The sequence below is a fragment of the Psychrobacter sp. CAL346-MNA-CIBAN-0220 genome (assembly GCF_040309805.1).
GTDB lineage: Bacteria > Pseudomonadota > Gammaproteobacteria > Pseudomonadales > Moraxellaceae > Psychrobacter.
In genome coordinates this window covers 708,354-732,248 of record NZ_JBEOPF010000001.1, presented here as the reverse complement: position 1 = coordinate 732,248, position 23,895 = coordinate 708,354, and the positions used below count along the sequence as shown (strand labels likewise).

The window sequence follows — 23,895 nt, the reverse complement described above, 5'->3', positions numbered from 1 at the left end:
TTGTTGATCGTAAATTTAACCTATCTATTGCAAAAGTAGACAGTTATTCTATTTTTATTTTCTATCCTTCTGTTCTGCCTTTACCATAAGAAAACTGAGAACGATTGCCCAAGCTGCGACCGCGTTTGCATAACTGCATTCCCTGTGACATCTGATTGATCTCCCACTCTCGTAAAGCTTTAGGAACGTTGTGGCTGTGGTCGACAAGTGCTTCTACCAGTGCGGTAGCGTTCGCCGCCGCTTTTGCCGTCCCCGCTGCTGTATGTGGCCGAGGAACAAAAGCGGCGTCTCCTATTAATACAATTCTATCAAAAACTATTTGCGGCACAGCCAAGTCTAATATCGACTGTACAAAGGGCTCTTTAGTCGCGGCTATTAAGGTTTTAAAAGGAGCCGCAAGTACAAGATCGGCGTAGCCGCGCATGGCTTGCTCAACATTAGCGGATATCATCCCTGGCGGAACGGAATTGGCTCTCTGTCTACCGTTTTTGTCAGTGAGTATATGAGGTAGCTCTGTCTGCTCATCATAGTTAACGTACCAAACCCAGTTAAACCGACGTTTTCCTGAAGCCAGCGATTCGTTTTCACCAGGAATAACATAGGCCAAAATATGTGAGTTTGGAAAATCATAAAACACGAACCGTTCAGTAAATATCTTGGCTGCTTCTGGCTCTAAGTTCACTTCATCGATCAAGCCTCTATAGGCAACGTAACCTGCATACTGAGGCTCATAGGTAGGTAGAAGCTGCTGGCGTACCGTTGACGTTGGTCCGTCAGCGCCAATTAACAAATCTCCAGTTTCACAAGAGCCATCGTCAAAAACAGCCGTGACCTTAGTGCCTTCTGACTGTACGTGCGCTAACATTTTACCTTGATGATAATGCTCGTCTGGAAAGTGTCTTCGCATCGAGCGATAAAGAATGTTCCAAGAGGTGAGTGTCTGACGCATTGCTATTTTTTCAATTTGGCCATCTTTTTGCAAGTAATAGCGCTCAATGGCATCGACGCCTAGCTTGTCTGTCGCAATTCCTGCTTTTTTAAGAGCAACAACGACATCAGTTTGCAAAACAACACCGCCGCCTCTACTATCCAAATCATGAGCAGAGCGCTCGTAAATATCTACCTGCCAGCCAATAGAGCGTAATAGTGTCCCTGAAAATAACCCAGCTAGCGAACCACCAATCACGATTGCACGCTTATTCATTGATTCCACTGAGTCTCTCCCAAAGACATATATAAACAAGAATAGCATAAAAAAACCTTGTCACTAGGACAAGGTTTTTTTATGCGTACGGTCTAAACCAAACCAATCTTAAGCTTGTAAGCCTTTGATTGTTTTGTTTAGGCGGCTCTTACGACGAGCCGCTTTATTCTTATGAATAATACCTTTGTCAGCCATACGATCAAGAACCGGTACCGCTTTTTTATAAGCTTCGGTAGCCGCGTCATAATCTTTAGCTGCGATTGCCGCATCAACACGCTTCAAATAAGTACGAACCATAGAGCGTTGTGACGCAGAGTTCTGACGACGTTTGGTGTTCTGACGGGCGCGTTTACGAGCTTGTGCAGTATTAGCCACGCGAATCTCCTTTATGAAAGACAGATAAAAATATGAAAGTTGATTGCAATAATGGGTTTAACCATCATCGATGACGAGCAGCCGTCTCATCAAATATGATGTCGATAGATATCATCGCTCGCGCCGATACTGTTTGGAATAATTAAATAGCATCGACGTGTAAAGCCGGACATCTTAGCAAATTATTGCGCTTAGGACAATATATTTGATAGTCAATACACAAAGAAGTTGTGCAAAGATATAGTTTATCGGCTGCTGAACACATTAATAGTGAAGTAAGAATCAACCAGCGGACAAAATTTCTTACAATAAATTGTGAGTAATTGCCTCATTTATAACGTGACTGATATAATTAGATAGTTATAGTCAGATAAGTGCATATAAACACACTACATAGACGGTTTTACTTGCTATGCTAACTTTATAGCGTACATTTGGGCCTCTTATATTGAAATTAAATCGGTTGAACTATACCTAAATGAGCTTAATTGCGATAGGATGCTAAGCTAAGTCAATAAGAAGTACCCGTTATATTTTACTCTCATAAGCTATTAATGGCTAGGTATTAACCACATTGTGTTAACCAATATTTTTCTGTAAAAATATTATTATATAAAATACGAAAATACGAAAATACGAAAATACGGATAAGGTATGCAACGAAAAGCAATTGTAATCGGCGCAACAGGATTGGTAGGTCAACACCTTATCAAGCAGCTAACTGAGTTTTATGACACTTTGATTGTGATTGCACGACGTCCTCCGCGCTATATTAATGCCAGTATGCGCTTCTATCAAATCAACGATTTTGATAATCTGGCAGAAGTGTTCACTAGTGTGGGTGCAGATCGAACTGCTGATGCGTTTAGTTGCCTCGGTACTACCAAAAAGCAGGCCGGTAGTGATGAAGCCTTTCGAAAAGTGGATCATGATTATAATGTCAATTTTGCGAAGTTATGCCATGACAAAGGTATAGAGAACTTCTTTTTATTGTCCTCTACCAATGCTGATAGTAACAGTCGATTTTTATATAATCGAGTAAAGGCAGAGACTGAAAAGTCTATTATGGCGTTGGGTTTTGCCCAGTTAGTGATTTTTCGGCCATCTTTATTACTCGGTAAGCATAAAGGTCGCCCATTTGAGAGTATCAGTCAAAAAGCTTTTCAGCTGATTTTACCTTTGGTTTCAGAGTCACTACCGCTACATCCTATTTCTGCTAAACGTGTGGCAAGTGCCATGGCCATGACGGCGCATGATGTTTATGAGCGTAGTAAATTTCGTGCAGAGGTGATAACCACCAATACTGACATCATAGAAAATAAGCAGATGCTGGCGATGACGCGGGTAAAAAACTAGGCTACTATCTAATTAAAACAGGCCAAGTTAATAAAATAACAACCTAGCGAATAAGTTGCTATACAAATATTAATCATCAACAAGGAGCGTTACCATGTCAGAATCGACAACAATGAATAAAGAAAATTTTGTGACTTGTGATTTACTGGATGCCAATCCTGAGTCGCAAGTCTGCTTACCAAATATTGAAGGCAAATCATTTTACAGTTTTGGCGCCAAAGACAAGTTTTGTGGTGAGATTGTGACTGTGAAGTGCTTCGAAGATAATAGCCGTGTTAAATCGTTGCTCAATAGTGATGGTAAAGACAGCAATGGCAATGGTAAGGTACTGGTTGTCGATGGTGGCGGCTCAATGCGTTGTGCACTGCTTGGTGATATGATTGCTCAGTCAGCGATAGATAACGGTTGGGCAGGTGTGGTGGTTTATGGCTGCGTCCGTGATGTCGATGATATGGTGCAGATGGATATTGGGGTGATGGCGCTGGGTTGTATACCGCGCAAATCTACCCGCCGTGAGGAAGGCCAGACCGATATTGAGATTAGCTTTGGCGATCTAACCTTAAACTCTGGGATGTTTGTCTATGCAGATAATAATGGCATTATTGCCAGTGATAAACCGCTACTATAATAATCACAATTCAGCTTGGTATTATCTAATACAAGTAACATGACATGACTACCGCTTAACGATTCCAGCTTATGTTTATACCTTAAGCAATCAGCTGGAATCTTTGTGTTTAATAATTTTGTACGTCGCTTTAGTTATTAGGAATTTATTCTTTCATAAGCTTTATTTTTAATAATAAACTGGGTGACAAACCGTTACGGCATAAATTTTGGTCAATTGCCAAAATGTTCGTATAATAACCTCCTGACTATCAACCTTGACCTTATCTTCTATGCCTATCACTGCTTTGACTGACGCGTTTGCTCCCATTAACCAGCAGCTATTTCCCATCAAAGACACGCAGCGGCGTTGGCTTGCACCTGTCCACGGGGCCGTTAGTAGCCTATGGTTAGCAAGCTTAGTCAAGGCGCCGATATGGGATGTGGCAGATCGACTGAAGGTCGTCGTGGCCCGTGATCAAAATCAACTCAATCAGATAGAGACCGAGCTGGCGTTTTGCGGCGTTGATGCCTACGTGTTTCCAGATTGGGAAACTTTGACTTATGATGAGCTATCACCACATCAAGATATCGTCAGTGAACGTATCAATCTATTGACGGATATGCCAACCACCGGTGTACTACTAATATCAGTACAAACTTTGATGCAACGTGTGGCACCGCCAAGCTGGCTTATCGGTCAGCATTTTGACCTGAGTGTTGGCGATACATTTGATATCAATACCCAGCGTGAGCTCTTAACGAAAGCTGGCTATCGAGCAGTCGAAAACGTCTTTGAGCCTGGTGAGTTTGCAGTACGCGGTAGCATTATAGATATCTTTGCAATGGGTCAGCCGTTTCCATTACGTCTTGATTTATTCGATGATGAAATTGAAACTATTCGATTCTTTCACTCGCAGACCCAGCGTACCTTAACTGCTGACGATCTTAAGGCGATGGTGTCAGGTAATGACAGTAGTATGGCGAAAGAGTCGCTATCCCTGTTGCACAAGCTTCCAGATATCTCCAAACCTATTCAACAGTTCCAAATACTACCCGCCAAAGAGTTTCCATTAGAAGAAGGTAAAGAGACTTTTCGGATGAACTTTGCTGCTATGTTCCCCAATGCCAGTAGCCGTAAGTTTGAGCTACATAAAGACGTGCTGGCAGGCATTGCCAGTAGTGGTTTGGAATATTATCAGCCGCTATTTTTTGATCTAAAAGATTGGGCACAGGAAAGCAGTCTATTTGCCTATCTACCGAGTGACGCGTTGTTTATTACCGATGAGCTGATTAGTGAGCGCCAAGTAGATTATTGGTCACAGATTCAGCGACGTTATGAGGAACGTCGGCATGATATTGATAAACCTATTCTCGCACCTGATTTACTGTACTTGTTATCCAGTACTCTCAATGAATATTTAAACCATTATCCACGAGTGATATTAAGTGCCCGTGCAGAATTAGCTACGATGACAGACGTCGCCGCTATCGATGATGATTTGGCCTCAGATTCGACAGCAATGTCAAATAAGCAGCAAGGTCTCGTAACGCTGAGCGCACAGGTACCACCGCAACTGCCAGTTAATCACCAAAAAGCAGAACCGTTAACTGAATTGCTAGATTTTTTAGCAGTGCAGGAGCAGACGGGTACACCCGTATTGGTAGTCGCTGAAACTGCTGGTCGTCGTGAGATATTAATTGAGCTGTTTAAGGGCAAGATTGATATTAAGACCTATGCCAGCTTTAAAGACTTCTTAGCAACAGATAAAACAGTCTCTAACCATAATCGACCACATGTCGGTTTAACGGTTGCGCCAATTGAGCGTGGGGTCTATGTTCCTGAACGTCTGGTAATGATTAGTGAGACCCAGCTGTTTGGCAGGCAAGTTCTACAAACGCGGCGGCGTCAGCAAAGTGGGGTCTCAGAAGAGTTCCTTGTTAAGAGCGTTACCGAAATGACTCAAGGCAGTCCCATTGTTCATATCGAGCATGGTATTGGCCGCTATAATGGTTTGATTACCTTAGACGTGGGTGATGGTGAGCAAGAATTTATCCATCTAAAATATGCCGATGATGCCAGTATCTATGTTCCCGTAGCTAACTTACAAATGATTAGCCGCTACAGTGGTGGTGATCCCGCTCTGGCACCGTTACATAAGATTGGTAGTGGCAAGTGGGATAAGGCCAAACAAAAAGCGCTAGAGCAAATACATGACGTTGCCGCTGAACTGCTCAATATGCAAGCAAGGCGTGAAGCAAAAGTGGGTATTCATTTTAAAATTGATATCTCGCAATATGAGCTGTTTGCCAGTCAGTTTGAGTTCGAGGAAACCCCTGATCAGGCCAATGCTATCCATGCAGTGATAGATGACATGAAGCAAAATCAGCCGATGGATCGCTTGATTTGTGGTGATGTGGGTTTTGGTAAAACAGAAGTAGCCATGCGCGCCGCTTTTATTGCGGTAAGTGCCGGCTACCAAGTTGCCATATTAGTGCCGACGACCTTACTGGCAGGGCAGCATGAAGATAACTTCTTAGATCGTTTTGCTGATTGGCCAGTACGGATTGAAACTTTATCGCGCTTTGGTGGTAAAAAGCATCAACAAAATGTATTGGCTGACTTGGCTGCTGGTAAAGTCGATATCGTAATTGGTACCCATAAACTATTGCAGCAAGATGTTAAATTTGCCAACTTAGGCTTGATGATTGTCGACGAAGAACACCGCTTTGGTGTCCGTCATAAAGAACGTATCAAAGCCATTCAGACCGATGTTGATAGCATGTCGATGACCGCCACCCCGATTCCACGAACCCTTAATATGGCGTTGTCAGGTATGCGTGATATGTCAATTATCGCCACTCCGCCAGCGCGTCGGCTTGCCATTAAAACCTTTGTGATGCAAAAAACAGAAGCCTTGATGAAAGAAGCTATCTTGCGTGAGTTATTACGCGGCGGTCAGGTTTACCTGCTGCACAATGATGTCGCTAGTATTGAGCGTATGGCAGAAACTATTCGTGAACTGGTTCCTGAAGCGCGAGTCGGGGTTGCACATGGACAAATGCAAGAGCGGCAACTTGAACAGATCATGCAGCAGTATTACCATAAAAAATTCAACGTACTTATCTGTAGCACCATTATTGAAACTGGAATTGATGTACCTAATGCCAATACCATTATTATTGAGCGCGCCGATAAGTTTGGCTTAGCCCAATTGCATCAGCTACGGGGGCGAGTGGGGCGTAGCCATCACCAAGCCTACTGCTATCTGCTAGTGCCTTCGCTTAAAGGTCTTAAAGGCGATGCTAAGCGCCGGCTACATGCTATCGAGCGCGCCAATACATTGGGTGCAGGTTTTATGCTGGCAAGTGAGGATTTAGAGATTCGCGGTGCTGGTGAAATATTAGGTAAACAGCAAAGTGGTAACATGCAAGCCATTGGCTTTAGCTTATATATGGATATGCTTGAGCGCGCCACGAAAGCTATTAAAGCTGGAAAAGAGTTGGATTTAAATACACCATTATCACTGACCAGTGAGATTAATTTGCACAGCTCTGCTCTAATTCCTGAAGAATATGTGCACGATGTTCATCAGCGCCTGTTGTTTTATAAGCGTATTGGTAAGGCTGATGATAAGGAAAGCCTTATTGATATCCGTACCGAGATGATCGACCGTTTTGGCACATTGCCGGATCAAACTAAGCAACTTTTCGCCGTTCATGGCCTGCGTCTACAAGCTGAACCGTTGAATATCAATAAAATTGATGCCAATAGTAACCGTATGACATTAGAGTTTGCGCCCGACACCCCTGTTGATGCCTTAGCGATTATTAAATTGATTCAATCGGATGGGCAGCGCTATCGTATGAATGGAGCATCCGGTATTCGCTACAATGACCCTGATAAGCTTGAAACACCGCAGCAGCGCGTCAATGTTATAAAAGAGCTATTACACTATTTTAGCGAGCATATGGTAGCAGAGCCGGCATAGTGCTAGATAGTTCATCAACAGTGAATAGGTAATGACGCTATTTTATCCAGTAGATACCTGATAAAATGGCATCAATGTATTTTTAGCTCCTTTTATTTATTGATATTCTATAACAAGAGAAACCATCATTATGTTCCAACTGCATCCTAAGCTTGCCGCTGATAGTTTTTTGGTGGGTGATTTTCCATTATCAACATGTCGTTTGATCAATGACTGTCAGTTTCCTTGGTTGATTCTAGTCCCGCGTGTGTCGGGTACCAAGGAGCTGTATGAGTTATCTGAGACCGATCAAACGCAGTTTTTACGCGAATCAAGCTGGTTATCAAGCCAACTTGCTAAGACTTTTCAAGCAGACAAAATGAATGTTGCCGCCTTAGGTAATCAAGTACCGCAGTTGCATTTTCATCATATTGTGCGCTATCAAAACGACATGCAATGGCCAAATCCAGTATGGGGCATACCTGCGGTTCCTTATACCAAAGAAGTATTGGCTCAAATGCAACAGACCTTAATGATGGCACTACGAGGTCACCATCAAATGCCATTTGATTGGCAAATGTAGCCAATTTATTAGCAATAAACCAGTACCCACAAAAAAGCCCACCATTATTATGACGGGCTTTTTTCTATCATATTGAAAATTAATAATAATTAGTGATTTTCTTTAGCATGGTTCAGGGTGTATTTAGGTATCTCAATGGTTAAATCATCATCGTCGAGCATAACTTGACAGGACAGACGCGAATCAGGCTCAAGGCCCCAAGCGCGATCAAGTAAGTCCGCTTCGATATCGTCCATTTCATCTAAACCGTTGAAGCCTTTACGCACCACTACATGGCAAGTGGTACACGCTTTTGACATCTCACAGGCGTGTTCAATCTTTATACCTTTTTCTATTAGCGCTTTACATAAGTTGCTACCAGATTCTAGCTCAACTTCAGCGCCTTCAGGGCAAATTTCGTGGTGGGGTAGTACAGTAATTTTTGGCATAGCTAATTTATCCAGTACTGATCAATTCAAAAAAGTTAAAATATAAGTGGTATAAGGCATTAATGATACAGTGTTCAGTGAACCGTTTTCTTACTCATTACCAATCTTGGGCATTGGTGCCAGCCATACTGGTCTGGACACTCTGATCCATAATGCGGGCGGCAAAGGCATCGCTGTGAGGCTTGAGTTGGGCTTTTTGAGCTTCGATAATCGTTGAGTTATTAGAGTCTAAAGCTAGTTTCATTTCTTGCATTTGTGCCGCTAACGCTTGTTGCTCTTCAGAGGTCAACAAGTCAGAAAAATCAGTAAGGGCGGACTGTAACGCCAGTAGCTCACGTTCGATTTCTACTCTAGTTTCAATTAAAGAGCGCGCATTTTTATCTTCTTCAGCATGCTGAAATCCTGCGACAAGAAGCTGCTCTTTTTGTTCATCGGATAGACCATAAGCGGGTTTAATTTCAATTTTACTCTCAGTACCCGTTGTGGTTTCTTGCGCGCTAACAGTCAACTGGCCATTGGCATCAATGCTAAAGGTTACCTCAATGCGCCCAAATCCAGCTTTCATTGGCGGGATACCGTATAGCTCAAAGCGTCCGAGTGAACGGCAATTCTCCACCGTCTCACGTTCGCCTTGTACCACATGAATTACCATACCGGTTTGACCGTCTTGATAAGTGGTAAATACTTGGCGCTTTTTAACTGGAATAGGGGTGTTACGAGGAATGATGACTTCAACTAAGCCGCCCATGGTTTCAAGTCCAAGCGATAGCGGCGTCACATCAAGCAATAATAAGTTATTATCGCTATCACCATTCACAAGCTGATGCGCGGTTTGCGCCGCCCCTAATGCCACTACTTCATCTGGATTAAGGCGGCACAAAGGCTGCTTAGCAAAAAATGTTGTCACGACTTGTTGGACAGCAGGCATACGTGTCGAGCCCCCGACTAGGATAACTTCGTCGAGATCTTCTACACTTAACTTAGCATCACGTAGTACTTGTTCACACACACTGAGCGTCCGGCGACTGACAGGATCAACAATAGTGAGTAAATCTTCACGGCGTAAAATTCCTTGAAAAGGCTGCCCGTTAATCACAATATCAATATCCACTTGCGCGGTATCTGTTAAAGCTTGTTTATACGCTTTGGCTTGTTGCGCGAGCACTGATTTATCATGCAGGCTAACATCAGCTGGAGCAATATTGAGCTGTTTGATCAACCAATTAGTCAATAAGCGATCGATATCATCGCCACCTAAAGCGCTATTACCGCCAGTCGCTAGCACCTTAAATACGCCATCAGTCAGCTTTAAGATAGACACATCAAAAGTGCCACCGCCAAGGTCATAAATAAGATAATAGCTTTCGGCATCATCTTGGTTGGGCTTATCAAGTCCATAAGCCACTGCAGCAGCAGTAGGCTCATTGAGCAGACGTAAGACATTGATACCAGCAGCTTGGGCGGCGTCTTTAGTGGCTTGACGCTGAGCTTCATCAAAGTAAGCAGGAACTGTAATTACCGCCCCTTCAATGCTATCTTCGGGTAAAGCACTTACCGCACGCTGCTTGAGTGTGGCCAAAATACGTGCTGACACTTCAACAGGTGAAATCTCCCCTTGGGCAGTCACGAATGCTGGCATAGCATCAGCATCACCACTTAACTCATAAGGATGAGAGAATTTAATATCGGTTTGACTGCGACCCATAAAACGCTTAGCAGAAATAATAGTATTTTTTGGATCATCAGGTAGATGAGCTAAGGCCTTATAACCAACGAGTGGCGAGCCGGAACTTGGATAATAAACCACTGAGGGTAATAGGGTATCTAAATTTGAGTCTGCCTCTAAGACCTGCGATTTGCCTGAACGTACTACGGCGACTAATGAGCGCGTCGTACCGAGATCAATACCAAGACCAAAACGATGTTGGTGAGGCTGGGCACTTTGATGGGGTTCAGCAATTTGCAATAAAGACATAAGACAACTCAGATATAAAATGAATAAGAAATGTTCAGCCAAGATAAGTAGACGTACAAATATAAATACAAATTCTAGCTATTTAGCTATGACTCACTCATGTAATAAATTTGCAGCGATATGAGGTAGTATTTTTATTTGCGTCTGGAGCGATTGATTATACGGTATTGTGGATATTATTTTAACCGTCATTAGCGGTCTGGAACGATGATTAAACATATAAGTCGTCATCGTCAGACTGCTCGGTGCTAGCAATGTCATCAAGTCCGGTCGTAATATCAGCATCCAACTTAACTAAGAATTTTAGCTTTTGCGTCGCATCGATAGCCGTTTGCCACTCTTTATTTTGATAAGCGGTTTGAAAGCGTGTTGATTGAGTGGCTAAACGTTCAGCAGTTTTCGGATGCAGCTGCTGTAGTGCTGGGCGGTCTTTATTGTCGATAGCCTCATCTAGGTCAATGCGCATTTGCATCGCATCTTCTAAAAAGTCGAAATCGGCAATTGACTGCTCTACATTTTGCGCTTGTCCTGCCATGTCGAGTAGGTAGGCGGCGCGGCTATCAGGAGCACTTAGAGTCTGATAGCCTTGATTAATCAGTGCGGAGGCTTGCTCTGATTGCTGTTGAGCCTTGACCACATCAGCAATATTTTTTGCGACATTATCAGGATGATAGCGTTTTTGTAATAGACGCAAACGCTCATCGAGACTTTTTTGCGGTAGCTCAAATTGTATAGGCTGCTCAAATAATGCAAAGAAATTTTCGAACTGCGCTTCTGGGGTGATATCTGTCATATCATACGCCTTACATTCTAGTTTTTATTTTTATTTATGGTTTTATTGAAGTATTAATTAAAACGTCAATATTAACAGCTAGCTCTATCTATGAGCCAATTGCTTCATACTTAGGTTGCGTTCGTTTATATTGTAAAAGATTCACCGCAACCACATTCGCCCTTTTGGTTTGGATTGGTAAACTTAAAACCTTCGTTTAGGCCTTCTTTTTCATAATCCATCAATAATCCATCCAAATAAACCAAGCTTTTAGGATCAATAAATATACTCACACCACGGCTATCATAGCGTGTATCATTATCATCAGGAATATCGACAAACTCTAATACATAAGCCAAACCCGAGCAACCAGCAGTGCGAATACCAACACGAATACCGGAACCTTTACCGCGATTGTCCAAAAAGTCTTGAACATGCTGAGCGGCGCGTTCTGTCATTTCAATCATGCCAACTCCTATTAACTGTCAATAATAAGACAACTTTTTTAAAAACTACTAACCAACTAATATTCAAGAGTCTAAAAATACTAAACACAAGCATTAACAAAAGCTGGAAAATAAAAGGTGACAATTACATTAATGTTATTGCCACCTCCATATTGCTAACTAAAAATTATTAGCAGCTATTTAATATAAAAGAACGAATGTGATAAATGCTTAGCTTGTCACTACTTCTGCGTTTTCAGCGGCAGCCTTGCCTTTATAATCACTAATAGCCGCTTTAATTGCATCTTCTGCTAATACTGAGCAATGCACTTTCACCGGTGGTAACGCCAACTCTTTAACAATATCATTGTTTTTGATTTCGCCGGCTTGATCTAAACTTTTACCTTTTAGCCACTCAGTGACGAGTGAGCTTGAGGCAATAGCAGAGCCGCAGCCGTAAGTTTTAAAACGTGCATCTTCAATGATACCGTTAGCATCGACTTGAATTTGTAAGCGCATCACATCGCCACAAGCAGGGGCACCGACCATGCCAGTACCTACATTTTTAGCATTTTTATCAAGATTGCCAACATTGCGTGGATTTTCGTAATGATCAATAACTTGGTCACTATATGCCATGAGTCTTCTCCTGGTTAGACGATGAGTGTTATCTTCTACACTCATCGATAATTGGGGTCAAACATTTATTCTATAATAAATTGTTTGGTTTCTCTTCGGTTAGTAATCTAAACTAACTGCTATATTTTAGGATGATATTTTTTAATTTTAATGATCAGACCATTCGACTGAGTCTAAATCAACACCCTCTTGATACATATCCCAAAGAGGGGATAGGTCGCGTAGTTTGTCAACGGCTTCATGCATTTGACTGATAACGGTATCGATGTCTTCTGCCGTGGTATAACGACCGAAGCTAAAACGGATAGAACTATGCGCCAATTCATCAGGGCGACCGATAGCTCGCAGCACGTATGAAGGCTCAAGAGTCGCTGAGGTACAAGCTGATCCTGACGATACTGCTAAATCTTTTAGCGACATCATAAGTGACTCGCCTTCAACGAAGTTAAAGCTGATATTAACGATATTAGGTACGCTGTGCTCAAGATCACCGTTAAGATAAATTTCTTCAATATCTTGCAGGCCATTCCAAAGCTTTTCACGCAGTTCTGCTGCATGTGCATGATCTTGCTCATAACGCTCATTAGCTAAGCTAAATGCAGCGCCAAGTCCAACAATTTGATGGGTTGGTAAGGTACCTGAACGCATACCGCGCTCATGACCGCCACCATGTTGTTCTGCTTTTAAGCGTACACGTGGCTTGCGGCTGACGAATAATGCGCCAATACCTTTAGGACCATACGCTTTGTGACCGGAAAAGCTCATTAAATCAACTTTAGTGGTTGCAAGGTCAATACGGATTTTACCAACGGCTTGCGCACCGTCCACATGAAAGATAACGCCAGCTTCGCGGGTGATTTCGCCGATAGCGCCGATATCTGTGATAGTGCCAAGCTCGTTATTAACCATCATTAATGACACTAGAATTGTATCTTCACGCAGTGCATCTTTGACTTGCTGCGGTAAAATCAGTCCTGTGCTTTTTTGAGGTTCAAGATAAGTAATCTCAAAGCCTTCTTGTTCAAGCTCGCGGCACGTGTCTAGTACTGCTTTATGTTCAATTTGGCTGGTGATAATATGTTTGCCACGTGACTGATAAAAATGCGCAGCGCCTTTAATGGCAAGGTTATCAGATTCTGTTGCACCTGAGGTGAAAACGATTTCACGAGGGTCAGCATTGATCACTTCAGCGACTTGTTGACGCGCCGTTTCGACTGCTTCTTCAGCCTGCCAGCCATAGCCATGTGAGCGTGATGCTGGGTTACCGAAAATGCCATCTACCGTCAGATACTCGCTCATTTTAGCAGCGACCGACTTGGCAACTGGCGTGGTGGCGGCATAATCTAAGTATATAAGTTTGTTATGTTGGCTCATGCTGGGTTTGCCTCGCTGGTCGATAAGGTAATAGTATTAATGTCTTTGATAGAGGGAATATGCTGGCGTTCTGATATAGACTGCACATGTTCCATATCTAATAATTGTGCTAATGTTATACTTTTCAAGTATTGCTCAATATGATTGGATAGAGCGCACCATAGGTCATGTGTTAAACACATCGTACCATCATGACAGTCGCCACGTCCCTCACATTGCATTGCGTCAACGGACTCATCAACGGCTGAGATGATACTCATCACGTCAATTTCATTCAAAGGTTTGGCTAAATAATAGCCACCTGCCGCACCGCGGATACTGCTTACTAAACCGCGTTTACGAAGTTTAGAAAATAACTGCTCAAGATAAGAGATTGAAATAGACTGCCGCTTAGCGATGTCAGATAAAGAGACTGCTCCATCTTGTTGACTGGTTTGTAAAGCCAAATCTAGCAACGCAGTAACTGCATATCTGCCTCGGGTGGTTAAGCGCATAAAATATCTCCAAACTGATCAGTCATAAGCCAAATTCAATAACGAGTTTAGTACCGTAATTTTAGAAAGTTTGACACTAAGTTGAGCGTTATCGCTATTAAACAACAGATGGGATGATTAACCCGATGTGTGCTGCAATAGAGCTAGTATACTTAATCCCGAGTAATTTAGTCAAGATTGAAATGTCGTTAAATGGTTAATATTATCTATCATCATTATTTGTAAAAACAATCACCCATATTTATCTATAAAACTGCAGATCAATATAGGTGACGTAAACGACAAACAAGGCATGGTAGCAAGGCTAACTGCTGAACCGTAACGTTGGCAGCTTAGCGTTCGAGCTGTAGATTTAGCTCGTAAAGAGCATAATGAGAGCGCCAATCGCAACAATGGCAGCAATTACAGCGGTTATGGTGAGCGCCTTTTGCTTACTATGCAGCTCTTTAACCGTAGTCTCAAGCTCACGGTTTTTGATGGTTAGGGCGCTGATCTGAATTTGTTGTTCTTTAATACGCAGTTTATAGTTGTTCTTTTTTTCTTCCATCTCAGCATCATTAGGCTTGGATTTATTGCCACCGCCTTTGAGCTTTTTGATGACGCTTTGAATCAGACTACCTAAACCCAGTTGCATGATGAACTGTTTAACCAATTGTACTTGAGCCAGCTCGCCACGCATTTGTAGTTTGTCGGTAGTTTCGCTGTCGTGCGTCGTGATAGCATTTAAGACTTGAATACTATAAGCATTAATAATGACATCCGGCTCACTACGACCAGCTGGTAATTTAGCATCTAGCAGCACGCCTTTATAACTAAAAGTGGCAAATATTTGCACATGAGGTAGGTATAAGCGTAGACAGACGACTGTACCTTGCTTGGCAAGCGGATAAGCTGCTTTGCGTAGTTCAGGGTCTAAGCGTAGCAGCAGCGTCAGTGCTGACTCAATGAAAACCAGAACAATATTGAGAAAAGAGTGAGACAACGTAGAACGCTTCATGTAAATAATCCATTTTATTGGGCACGTTAAAAATACAAAGATAAAGATAAAAGTAAGGTGAAGATTGTCGAAAAACAAGCGATCATACTGTGCTTATCATAACGTCTTCATGATAAAAAGTAACGCCTACTGCTGTCAGTTAGCAAATTGTTGCAATATGAGCTTAAATAAGGCGGTAAGTATATATGGATATCAGATAACACCCTATAAGGAAAAAAGGGTATCTTTAGTGGATTTCATACAAATTTGTGAGAGACGTGATAAATGACATAGGTTTTGCGTAACGTTAAGTGTCAAATACGTAGTAGACGACACGAAAAAACGTAAAATCGCTTGCGCTCCTTATGCAGCCTTGTTATAAAGGCTTTAATAACCTGTGACCCGCTAATATATGAGTCAAATGGTTTTTATTGCTTAAATAGTATGAGAGCGATACAATACCTGACGTTAGCGTTTATTATAGCCCTTAAACTTGAAGGAAGTTCTATGAACAAGTCAGAATTAATTGATAGCATTGCAGACAAAAGTGGCCTAAACAAGACCCAAGCTGGTGATGCTCTAAACGCCGTTATGGAAAGCATTGGCCAAGCTCTAGAAGCTGGTGAAAGCATCTCATTAGTTGGCTTTGGTACTTTTAGCGTAAAAGACCGTAAAGCACGTACTGGCCGTAACCCTAAAACTGGCGAAGAGCTTGATATTCCAGCCAGCAAAGTGCCTAGCTTTAAAGCCGGTAAAAATCTTAAAGAGCGTTTGAACTAAATTGTTACCAACTTATAAGCGTTGTGTAGCAACATAAATAGCGCATATATGATGTTATCATCTATATTAAATATGATGAGACAAGTAATAAAAAAGCACCTAATAGGGTGCTTTTTTTATAGAAGAAATTTATATCCGAGATAGTATGAATATTTTGAGTCTATGCTAAAATTCAAGTATCATAGGGCGCGCGTTGGTATTGCTTAACGGTTTGACCTTAGTCATAGTCATTTAGTTACTTGATAGGTTGATTATGCAACCGAACCGCGTTAGACAGCTATTGCACACTTACATCCCTTACCTTGCCATTGCTCGCTCAGATAGCATAAATATCATTGTAACGGTTTTCATTAATATAGGTTAATAAAGCAGAAATAATTATGGATAAATTGCGCGATTTTTTAAAAAGCTGGCCTGGTCGCATTTTATTGATTCTATGCCTATCACCACTTGCTCTATTAGGTATCGAAAGCTACTTTCAAAGTGGTGTCGATCCCAACCAGATCGCTCAGGTAGGTGAGGCAAGTGTGGGATTATCAGAATATCAAACCGCGGTGAATAGCCGGCGTTCTGAGATTTTAGACCAGCTTGATGACGCCAGTTTATTGAATGAAGATGTGCTACATCAGCAAGTACTAAGAGGGCTTATTGATCGTACTTTACTAGAGCAGCAAGCCGGTAAGCTTGGCATGACTGTATCTGATGACACTATTAACCGTCTGTTACGCCGAGAAGATATTTTCAAAGATGAGAATGGTGATTTCTCTAACGAGCAGTTTTCAGCCTTTTTACGTCAGCGCGGTATGAACAAAGACCAGCTGTTTGCAGAGTTTCGTAATCAGTTGAGCCTAGATCAGCTTAATGCCAGTATTGTCGGCACCGCTATTTATCCAATGAAGGCGGTCAGCCAACTGATTGAGCTACAGTTAGAGGCACGTAATATTTGGCTACATCGGTTTAATTGGCAGGATTATCAACAACAAGTAAAGCTGACCAATAGCGATATACAAGCCTATTATGATGCCAATAAAGACACCCTAAAAAGTGATGCTATGGTAAATTTAGCTTATGTGCAAATTAGTCCAGCAACGATTAAAGTTGATAGCGTTACAAAAGAAGAGTTACAACAGCAATATGAAGGCTATAAGCAGGGATTGGCTGTCGTTGATGAGCGTAAAATCAGTCAGATCCTAATCACCGGTGATAATGCTAAAGTACGGGCAGATAAAATAAAAGCACGCCTTGATAAAGGGGAGTCATTTGCAGCGCTGGCCAAAAAAGAATCTGATGATCCATCAGGCGCTGACGGTGGTGCCATTGGTCGCTTTAATCCATCAGTATTCGGTAATGATGCAGCAGCGGTTGAGCAAGCATTGCAAGGCTTAAGTGTCGGTGATATCAGTAAACCTATTAAGACCGGTTTTGGCTATCAAATATTTACAGTAACTGAAGATAATGGCAGTAAAGTGCCCAGTCTTGACAGCATGCGTGAAAAGCTGACGGCTAAAGCCAAAGAATACAAGCGTCAAGCAATTTATGCAGACAAAGTTACGGCGATTAATGACTTAGCAGCAGATGGTTTTAGTATCGAAGATATTGCCCAACAAGAAAACGTGGTCCTAAAACGACTCAAAGATTATCGTAAAGAGAACAATACTTCAGTACTGGCGCAACCGGCGGTCATTAAGCAAGCCTTTGATGATTTTACCATCCAAGATCAGGCAGTAACCGCTGGCATCGAAGTTGGCGATGGTACAGCGTGGGTACAGCCAAGTAACTATCGGCCCACTCAAACGCTTACTTTGGCAGCAGCCACACCGCAAATTACTCAGATATTACGTCAACAAAAAGCCAGCGCATTGGCGCTTAAAGATGCTAAAAAATTAGCCGCTGGTATTAAAACGGCTGCTGATATTAATAAACAACCTGTCAGTTTTCAAGCCTTGGGTGAATTAAACCGGCAAACCACATTATTAACAGAAAAAGAGCGTAGTTTAGCTTTCAGCAAACAGGCTGCTGATAATGGTATAGTAGTGCTAGCAAGTGAGACGGAAATGGGTGCGACAGTAATAATCGGTGATCGTATCAAAACCCAGCAACAATCACAGCTATCCGCTACTGAAAAATCTCAAACAGCGGCCATTATCCGTGATAATTTAGGACAGGATCAGCTACAAGATTACCTAGACTATTTACGCTTGGTTTATAAGGTTGAGGTTAATGAAGCAAATATGGCAGGTGCGCAGGGACGCTAATGCTTGTATAGATTAACTTCAGTAGATAAATAAAAAATAGCACGAATAAAAAAGCCACTATAAAAATATAGTGGCTTTTTTATGGATGGCTTGTAATCAATTTAAAATGAAATGAATAAAAAATTACAACGATTCAATAAAACAATAGAGATATTTTGAAAGTCTGCGTGCAACGAAATCGAGTATTCTTTATTAAGTCATATCTATCATATAGGGTTCAGTTATGGCTAAAAGCTATTAACGGTTAAATTAATGGCGGAAATGACGCATGCCAGTAAATACCATGGCGATACCATGCTCATTAGCGGCAGCAATGGTTTCGTCATCGCGCATAGAGCCACCAGGCTGAATGATAGCGGAGATACCCACTTCTGCGGCATTATCAATACCATCACGGAAGGGGAAGAAGGCATCAGAAGCCATAACTGCACCTTCGGTAATAAGACCTGCATGTTCAGCCTTAATTGCTGCAATACGCGCTGAGTTAACACGGCTCATCTGACCCGCACCCACGCCAATAGTACGTTGATTCTTACCATAGACAATAGCATTAGATTTGACATATTTGGCCACTGTCCATGTAAATAGTAAATCAGCAATCTGAGCTTCTGTAGGCTGCACATCGGTGACGATCTGCAGCTCATCGGCACTCATGATGCCCAAATCTCGCTCTTGTACCAATAAGCCACCGTTGACACGTTTATAGTCGAGCGGCGTTGAGTGCGCATCAGGGACAGATAACTCACCACAGACCAATACCCGCACGTTTTTCTTACTGGCAGTCACTTGTAGTACACCCTCCTCTAAACTTGGCGCAATAATTACTTCTACAAACTGATTGTCAATAATGACTTGAGCAGCAGCAACGGTTAGCTGACGATTAAAAGCGACAATACCACCAAAGGAAGATTCAGGATCGGTGCTGAATGCGGTGCGATAAGCGCTGACTTGATCACTATGGACTGCCACACCGCATGGATTGGCATGCTTGACAATGACACAAGCCGGGGCAGTAAAGGCTTTAACGCATTCAAGAGCGGCATCGGTATCGGCGATATTATTATAAGATAATGCTTTACCTTGTAGTTGCTGAGTTGTGGCAATAGAGGCTTGCTGATCTTTTGAGGCTAGGTTTTCAACATAAAACGCGGCCTTTTGGTGCGGGTTTTCACCGTAGCGCAGATCTTGCATTTTATCGAATTGTAAATTAAGAGTACGCGCAAAGGTTTCAGGCTGCTGAGTCTCATTGACACGACTGCCTAAGAAATTGGCAATCATACCGTCATATTGAGCCGTATGCTCAAAGGCTTTAACTGCTAAGTCATAACGTAAAGTAGCGGTCAGCTCAGTGTTATCACCTAATGCTTCCAGTACCCGATCATAATCAACCGGATCAGTGACAATACCGACATGGGCATGGTTCTTGGCAGCAGCTCGTACCATAGTAGGGCCACCAATATCAATATTCTCAATGGCTTCATTCATGGTCACATCAGCGCGGGCGATAGTCTCAGCAAACGGGTAGAGGTTAACCACTACTAAATCAATACGGTCAATTCCATGGTCGCTCATAATGGCATCATCAGTACCGCGGCGGCCCAAAATACCACCATGAATCTTAGGATGTAAGGTTTTGACCCGACCATCCATCATCTCAGGGAAACCAGTGTAATCCGATACTTCGGTTACTTCTACATGGTGCTCTTTGAGCAGGCGATAAGTACCCCCAGTAGACAGTAAACCAAAACCTGACTGAATTAAGCCTTGAGCAAACTCAACAATACCAGATTTATTAGAGACCGAGAGTAGTGCAAGTGGTGTTATGCCCATAAAAACAATTCCATAAAAAAAGCCTGACGCAACCGTCTGGCAAAATAGTAATAACAATCACGAATAAGGGTTAACCCCAATAAGTTAATGCCAATTATATTAAAATTCTCAATGAATAATTACGTAAGAAATCATCAGTAATTAAACTATGAGGGCTATAATGATAAAGCATCAGTCAAATTTATACAAAAATATCAATAGTTCTAGGTCATAAAGGCTGGTTACATTAAATCGTAGGTCTTCAGCTTTTTGCGCAGGGTTCCGCGATTGAGGCCCAATATTTGCGCGCACTTAGTCTGATTCCCACGCGTTTGCTCAAGGACAACTGTTAGTAGTGGCCGTTCTACTTCCTTTAAAATTAATGCATACAAATCCGTTGGCATCTCATTACCTAGCGCTGCAAAATATTGACGTACCACACGCTCAACATGGACACGTAAAGGTTCATCCTCACTGTCTGAGCGACTATGTGACTGATTACTAGAACGGCCACTTAAGTTGCTGCCCATAGGATGCTCTAAGCTACTGGAGGAGTGCTGGTTGTGATCTGGATGACTGTCTTTTTGATAACTGTAGTCATTGGAGTGTTCAGGGCTCTGGGCAAAACGGTTGGCAGAGCGTTGTGCGTGGTGTGCCATAAGGTGATGTCCTTAAGAGTAAGGATAAGGCTATCAGTGATTAAAACTATAGCGTATCCATTCGTTAATGTATTAAACAACAAAATAATAAAACAACTGGTAAACAGGGCATTCATCTCGGCACTATGGCCTATTGAGATATTTTTTATGGAAGCTTATGTTAATAAATAGGATTAATATTAATTTAACCCATCTAATTGTTTTCGATGGGCATTGTAACTATTATTTGCTGACAGTTTTTAGCCATTAGTTAGTTTTCACGCTTAATAAATTGTTTATTCGACATCGTGATATACAGTTCAATCACTGTATTCATAACACAAGCACTCACTTTAAGGTTGAATAGTAGCGACGGCGGCGTTCTTTGATTGGATAATGGCACTTGTATATCACTAAGACTGTCTGCAGAAAGCCCGATTTTTATATTATTTTTTTGCTATTCGAGACATCTCTCAAGCCACTTGTTATTACTGATAGTAGCATGAATATCATAAGCGGATGCTGAGCTGGCAGTAATTTTTAAGATTTCTTGGATGTTTCTGGCAATAGAAGTAGTGTTCGATCTAAAAGCTGTAGCTGGGCTCGCTACTATTTCAATGGGCAAATCTATAGTGTGAGCAGATTTTTTTAATAACGATTGGTGACTGATTATTTTCAATGCAGTGATCAGTTCATCGTATTTATTTTTGCATTAATAGTTTGCTCGAATTCTAGCTGTGAAAGCAAAATATTTTTCTCATTAAGTGAGCCATAGGTCTTACTTGTATTTTACGTATCATCAACCGGTATTTTATTATAAATTAAAATGTCCGAGCCTAAAAAACTCTCTTTATTTTGCTGACCAATTGAGCTCTGAGTATTGTTTTTAGTATTATTAGGTAAAGGAGTTTTATGGGAGGGCGTTGAATGATTATCAGCGGGAACTATAATATGCTCGTCTGCTAAAAATACTGGTTAGCAGCGACTACAGTATGCTTTTTCGACTAAAGCACTTAACTGGGCGTCCAGTAAACTAAAATGAGTTTTGCAGCATGGGTATTGGGTGTTGATGAATAGGGTCACAATGTTAAATAAAAAGATACGGCAATAATTCTGCATATCTACTTGCCAAAATTTGCTTGGTACCCTAAATGTCTAAATGCTATAAATTATCTATTAATCGACAGACAATGAGAGAGCTGCGCCAAATATATCAACGATAACCAGCTCCCTACTGTAATAGAGATAATCAAATTTTATTAGCCTGTAAAGGTTCCAGACAAACGTTGCCAATGTTGATCTTCTTGAGCAGTAAATGCATGTTTGGGATCGAGTGCAAAGTAGGGCTGGTAGGCATCACTAACTTGCTCAGTTTGTGATTCAATCAATCCTGCCAATACAATACGACCTTGAGGAGCAATTAAAGTCGCAAAGTAGGGCGCTAAACCAATGAGTGGTTTGGCTAAAATATTAGCAACGATAACATCGACGGGTACAATGTTATGTTGCGCACAGAAGGTGGTGAAGTCCTCTGGCAAAAATGCTTGCAACTGACTCTCAACGCTATTGCGGGTGGCATTTTGATTGGTAGCCAGTACCGCTTGTGGATCGATGTCTACGGCATAGACTTGGCGCGCACCTAATAACAGCGCAGCGACACCTAATATTCCTGAGCCGCACCCATAATCAATGACTACTTTATCGTTTAAGTCTTGTTCAGATAGCCAGTCGAGACATAAACGGGTAGTGGCATGATAGCCAGTACCAAAAGCCAAACCTGGATCCATAATGATATTGGTCGCATCAGGATTTGGTGGCGTTATCCAGTCAGGCACAACCCATAAATTATTGGCACATTCAATAGGATGGTAGTGACTCATCCACTCACGTTCCCAATCTTTATCCTCAACAGCGCTTAGCCATATACGGCTGGCATGTGCTTGAGCAGCAATCTCATTACCTAAGCGCTCAACGGCTTGGCGGCTGCCGATCTCAGTTGCGGCATCAAAAAGTCCGGTTAACACCACCTCGTCCCATAATGGAGATTCACCAGGAAGTGGCTCAAATAACGGCTGATCGCCTGCATCTTCTAACCCAATCGATAGTGCCCCTGCTTCTAATAATAGCGACTCGGCGAGATCGACGTTTGCTTTTTCACATTGTAGGTGGAGTTGTTGCCATGCCATAACGAAAACCTTAGTTCAAAATAAAAGAATGAGTATGTATCAGTAATGAATAACGTCTATCTTACGCGTTTAGAGTCGAGCCTTTAAAGATTTAGTAATCATTAGTCTAGTAATTATTAGCTTAGTGAATATCAGTTTAGTAGTTAGCGTAATGCCTGCTGCGCTTCACGTATGACGCGAGGATTATTTTGTAGCTGTCCTGACTGTAATATAAGCTGCCATAACGCACGGCGGCGACTGGTTTCTTGTGAGACGCTGAGTCCTCGACGTGCCATCGCTTCAGCCTTACGTGGCTGGTTCTTTTTAAGTGCGACTTGAGACAAATAAAAATATACCGCTGACGATCTAGGTGCTAGCCGCTGAGCACGGGTGAAACTGCTTTCAGCTTCGGTCAGCTTACCGGTTTTTAACTGCTTGGTACCGGTTTGCATTAGATTACGAAATGCTGGTAGATTGCTTTTATCAGACGATGTACGACGAGTTTGCTGCTGCGAATTTTGACGAGCGCGCTCTAATAGCTCATTATGCGATGGCTGAGATATCATGTAATCATCACGAGTAATTGCCTCGTCAATCGCGACTTCAGGCAGCGGCGTCACGGTCGTTGCACTATTGTTGCTTAATATATCGGGGAGCTGTTGCGTTGTTGTATGGGTTTGAGTAGACGGTTGCTGAGTTAAAGGGTTTCGCGACGCAGTATTGTCATTAATGGGCGGTGCTGATTGAATGGTATAAGGTGGTGAAGTAATGGTATAAGGTGGTGAAGTAATGGTTTGGCTAGGCTCAATAGAATAGTCATCGGCGTATGTATCCTCTATAGTTGCAGGTGCTTGAATAACGGCAGTCGTACTGGTACTGGTTATTGACCCTGTACGACCAGATGCCGCATTCGGAGCGGTCTGACAGGCACTTAATGTTATCGCACTAATCACCGCACTTAATAACAGTAGCGGCTTATATTTTATTGAACCACGCGCTGCTGCGATGATTAAGTTTTGCTGTTGTATCGATACCGTCATGTCAAACCC

The 23,895-nt window shown here is 42.1% G+C and carries 21 protein-coding genes; 7 read left to right on the top strand and 14 right to left on the bottom strand.

The window, feature by feature from the left end; genetic code table 11:
• Positions 1 to 61: 61 nt before the first annotated feature.
• Together AAEY88_RS02815 and rpsT are read right to left on the bottom strand one after the other, a co-directional pair.
• Positions 62 to 1,204, bottom strand: coding sequence for an FAD binding domain-containing protein (locus tag AAEY88_RS02815; protein ID WP_350558734.1), 1,143 nt, complete (start codon positions 1,202 to 1,204; stop codon positions 62 to 64).
• Positions 1,205 to 1,312: 108 nt separating this feature from the next.
• Positions 1,313 to 1,579, bottom strand: a complete 267-nt coding sequence (rpsT, locus tag AAEY88_RS02810) for a 30S ribosomal protein S20 (protein WP_010200097.1) — start codon at positions 1,577 to 1,579, stop codon at positions 1,313 to 1,315.
• 654 nt (positions 1,580 to 2,233) lie between these two features.
• On the opposite strand from rpsT, the gene AAEY88_RS02805 reads away from it, so the two are divergent.
• The 4 genes from AAEY88_RS02805 (at position 2,234) to AAEY88_RS02790 (ending at position 8,095) form a co-directional block, all read left to right on the top strand.
• On the top strand, positions 2,234 to 2,935 hold the full coding sequence (locus tag AAEY88_RS02805) for an NAD-dependent epimerase/dehydratase family protein (protein WP_350558731.1): 702 nt from the start codon (positions 2,234 to 2,236) through the stop codon (positions 2,933 to 2,935).
• A gap of 112 nt (positions 2,936 to 3,047) precedes the next feature.
• Positions 3,048 to 3,563, top strand: coding sequence for a ribonuclease E activity regulator RraA (rraA, locus tag AAEY88_RS02800; RefSeq protein WP_350560428.1), 516 nt, complete (start codon positions 3,048 to 3,050; stop codon positions 3,561 to 3,563).
• Between the two features lie 271 nt (positions 3,564 to 3,834).
• A complete protein-coding gene (mfd, locus tag AAEY88_RS02795; RefSeq protein ID WP_350560426.1) occupies positions 3,835 to 7,533 on the top strand; it encodes a transcription-repair coupling factor in 3,699 nt (1,232 codons plus the stop codon).
• Positions 7,534 to 7,663: 130 nt separating this feature from the next.
• On the top strand, positions 7,664 to 8,095 hold the full coding sequence (locus AAEY88_RS02790; RefSeq protein WP_350558728.1) for an HIT family protein: 432 nt from the start codon (positions 7,664 to 7,666) through the stop codon (positions 8,093 to 8,095).
• An 89-nt stretch (positions 8,096 to 8,184) separates the two neighbouring features.
• On the opposite strand, the gene fdx is transcribed toward AAEY88_RS02790, so the two are convergent.
• The 8 genes from fdx to AAEY88_RS02750 all read right to left on the bottom strand — a co-directional run bounded on the left by fdx (position 8,185) and on the right by AAEY88_RS02750 (position 15,220).
• Positions 8,185 to 8,523 carry an ISC system 2Fe-2S type ferredoxin gene (fdx, locus tag AAEY88_RS02785; protein WP_350558725.1) on the bottom strand — a complete coding sequence of 113 codons (339 nt, stop codon included), beginning with the start codon at positions 8,521 to 8,523 and terminating at the stop codon, positions 8,185 to 8,187.
• A 97-nt stretch (positions 8,524 to 8,620) separates the two neighbouring features.
• On the bottom strand, positions 8,621 to 10,498 hold the full coding sequence (gene hscA, locus AAEY88_RS02780; RefSeq protein WP_350558722.1) for a Fe-S protein assembly chaperone HscA: 1,878 nt from the start codon (positions 10,496 to 10,498) through the stop codon (positions 8,621 to 8,623).
• A 211-nt stretch (positions 10,499 to 10,709) separates the two neighbouring features.
• Positions 10,710 to 11,291 carry a Fe-S protein assembly co-chaperone HscB gene (gene hscB / locus AAEY88_RS02775; RefSeq protein WP_350558719.1) on the bottom strand — a complete coding sequence of 194 codons (582 nt, stop codon included), beginning with the start codon at positions 11,289 to 11,291 and terminating at the stop codon, positions 10,710 to 10,712.
• Between the two features lie 125 nt (positions 11,292 to 11,416).
• A complete protein-coding gene (iscA, locus tag AAEY88_RS02770; RefSeq protein WP_350558716.1) occupies positions 11,417 to 11,737 on the bottom strand; it encodes an iron-sulfur cluster assembly protein IscA in 321 nt (106 codons plus the stop codon).
• A 210-nt stretch (positions 11,738 to 11,947) separates the two neighbouring features.
• Positions 11,948 to 12,355, bottom strand: coding sequence for a Fe-S cluster assembly scaffold IscU (iscU, locus tag AAEY88_RS02765; protein ID WP_350558713.1), 408 nt, complete (start codon positions 12,353 to 12,355; stop codon positions 11,948 to 11,950).
• Positions 12,356 to 12,502: 147 nt separating this feature from the next.
• Positions 12,503 to 13,729 (bottom strand): IscS subfamily cysteine desulfurase, encoded by a 1,227-nt coding sequence (locus AAEY88_RS02760; RefSeq protein ID WP_350558710.1) that lies wholly within the window; start codon positions 13,727 to 13,729, stop codon positions 12,503 to 12,505.
• Positions 13,726 to 14,223, bottom strand: coding sequence for an Rrf2 family transcriptional regulator (locus AAEY88_RS02755; RefSeq protein WP_350558707.1), 498 nt, complete (start codon positions 14,221 to 14,223; stop codon positions 13,726 to 13,728). The genes AAEY88_RS02760 and AAEY88_RS02755 overlap by 4 nt, the downstream gene beginning before the upstream one ends.
• 352 nt (positions 14,224 to 14,575) lie before the next feature.
• Entirely contained in the window at positions 14,576 to 15,220 is a 645-nt protein-coding gene (locus tag AAEY88_RS02750) for a hypothetical protein (RefSeq protein WP_350558705.1), read from the bottom strand.
• A gap of 486 nt (positions 15,221 to 15,706) precedes the next feature.
• Between AAEY88_RS02750 and AAEY88_RS02745 the strand changes: the two genes are divergently transcribed.
• Positions 15,707 to 15,979 carry an HU family DNA-binding protein gene (locus AAEY88_RS02745; protein ID WP_350558702.1) on the top strand — a complete coding sequence of 91 codons (273 nt, stop codon included), beginning with the start codon at positions 15,707 to 15,709 and terminating at the stop codon, positions 15,977 to 15,979.
• Between the two features lie 380 nt (positions 15,980 to 16,359).
• The gene (locus AAEY88_RS02740) at positions 16,360 to 18,234 is read left to right on the top strand and encodes a SurA N-terminal domain-containing protein (protein WP_350558699.1); all 1,875 of its coding nucleotides are present in this window, start codon (positions 16,360 to 16,362) and stop codon (positions 18,232 to 18,234) included.
• Between the two features lie 249 nt (positions 18,235 to 18,483).
• On the opposite strand, the gene purH is transcribed toward AAEY88_RS02740, so the two are convergent.
• Positions 18,484 to 20,064: a bifunctional phosphoribosylaminoimidazolecarboxamide formyltransferase/IMP cyclohydrolase gene (purH, locus tag AAEY88_RS02735; RefSeq protein ID WP_350558696.1), complete on the bottom strand. Its 1,581-nt coding sequence runs from the start codon at positions 20,062 to 20,064 to the stop codon at positions 18,484 to 18,486.
• Positions 20,065 to 20,285: 221 nt separating this feature from the next.
• Positions 20,286 to 20,573: a DNA-binding transcriptional regulator Fis gene (fis, locus tag AAEY88_RS02730; RefSeq protein WP_350558693.1), complete on the bottom strand. Its 288-nt coding sequence runs from the start codon at positions 20,571 to 20,573 to the stop codon at positions 20,286 to 20,288.
• A gap of 42 nt (positions 20,574 to 20,615) precedes the next feature.
• Between fis and AAEY88_RS02725 the strand changes: the two genes are divergently transcribed.
• Positions 20,616 to 20,873, top strand: coding sequence for a hypothetical protein (locus tag AAEY88_RS02725; RefSeq protein WP_350560425.1), 258 nt, complete (start codon positions 20,616 to 20,618; stop codon positions 20,871 to 20,873).
• A 1,067-nt stretch (positions 20,874 to 21,940) separates the two neighbouring features.
• On the opposite strand, the gene prmA is transcribed toward AAEY88_RS02725, so the two are convergent.
• Together prmA and AAEY88_RS02715 are read right to left on the bottom strand one after the other, a co-directional pair.
• The gene (gene prmA / locus AAEY88_RS02720) at positions 21,941 to 22,867 is read right to left on the bottom strand and encodes a 50S ribosomal protein L11 methyltransferase (RefSeq protein WP_350558690.1); all 927 of its coding nucleotides are present in this window, start codon (positions 22,865 to 22,867) and stop codon (positions 21,941 to 21,943) included.
• Positions 22,868 to 23,010: 143 nt separating this feature from the next.
• On the bottom strand, positions 23,011 to 23,886 hold the full coding sequence (locus AAEY88_RS02715) for a tetratricopeptide repeat protein (protein WP_350558687.1): 876 nt from the start codon (positions 23,884 to 23,886) through the stop codon (positions 23,011 to 23,013).
• Positions 23,887 to 23,895 lie beyond the last annotated feature (9 nt).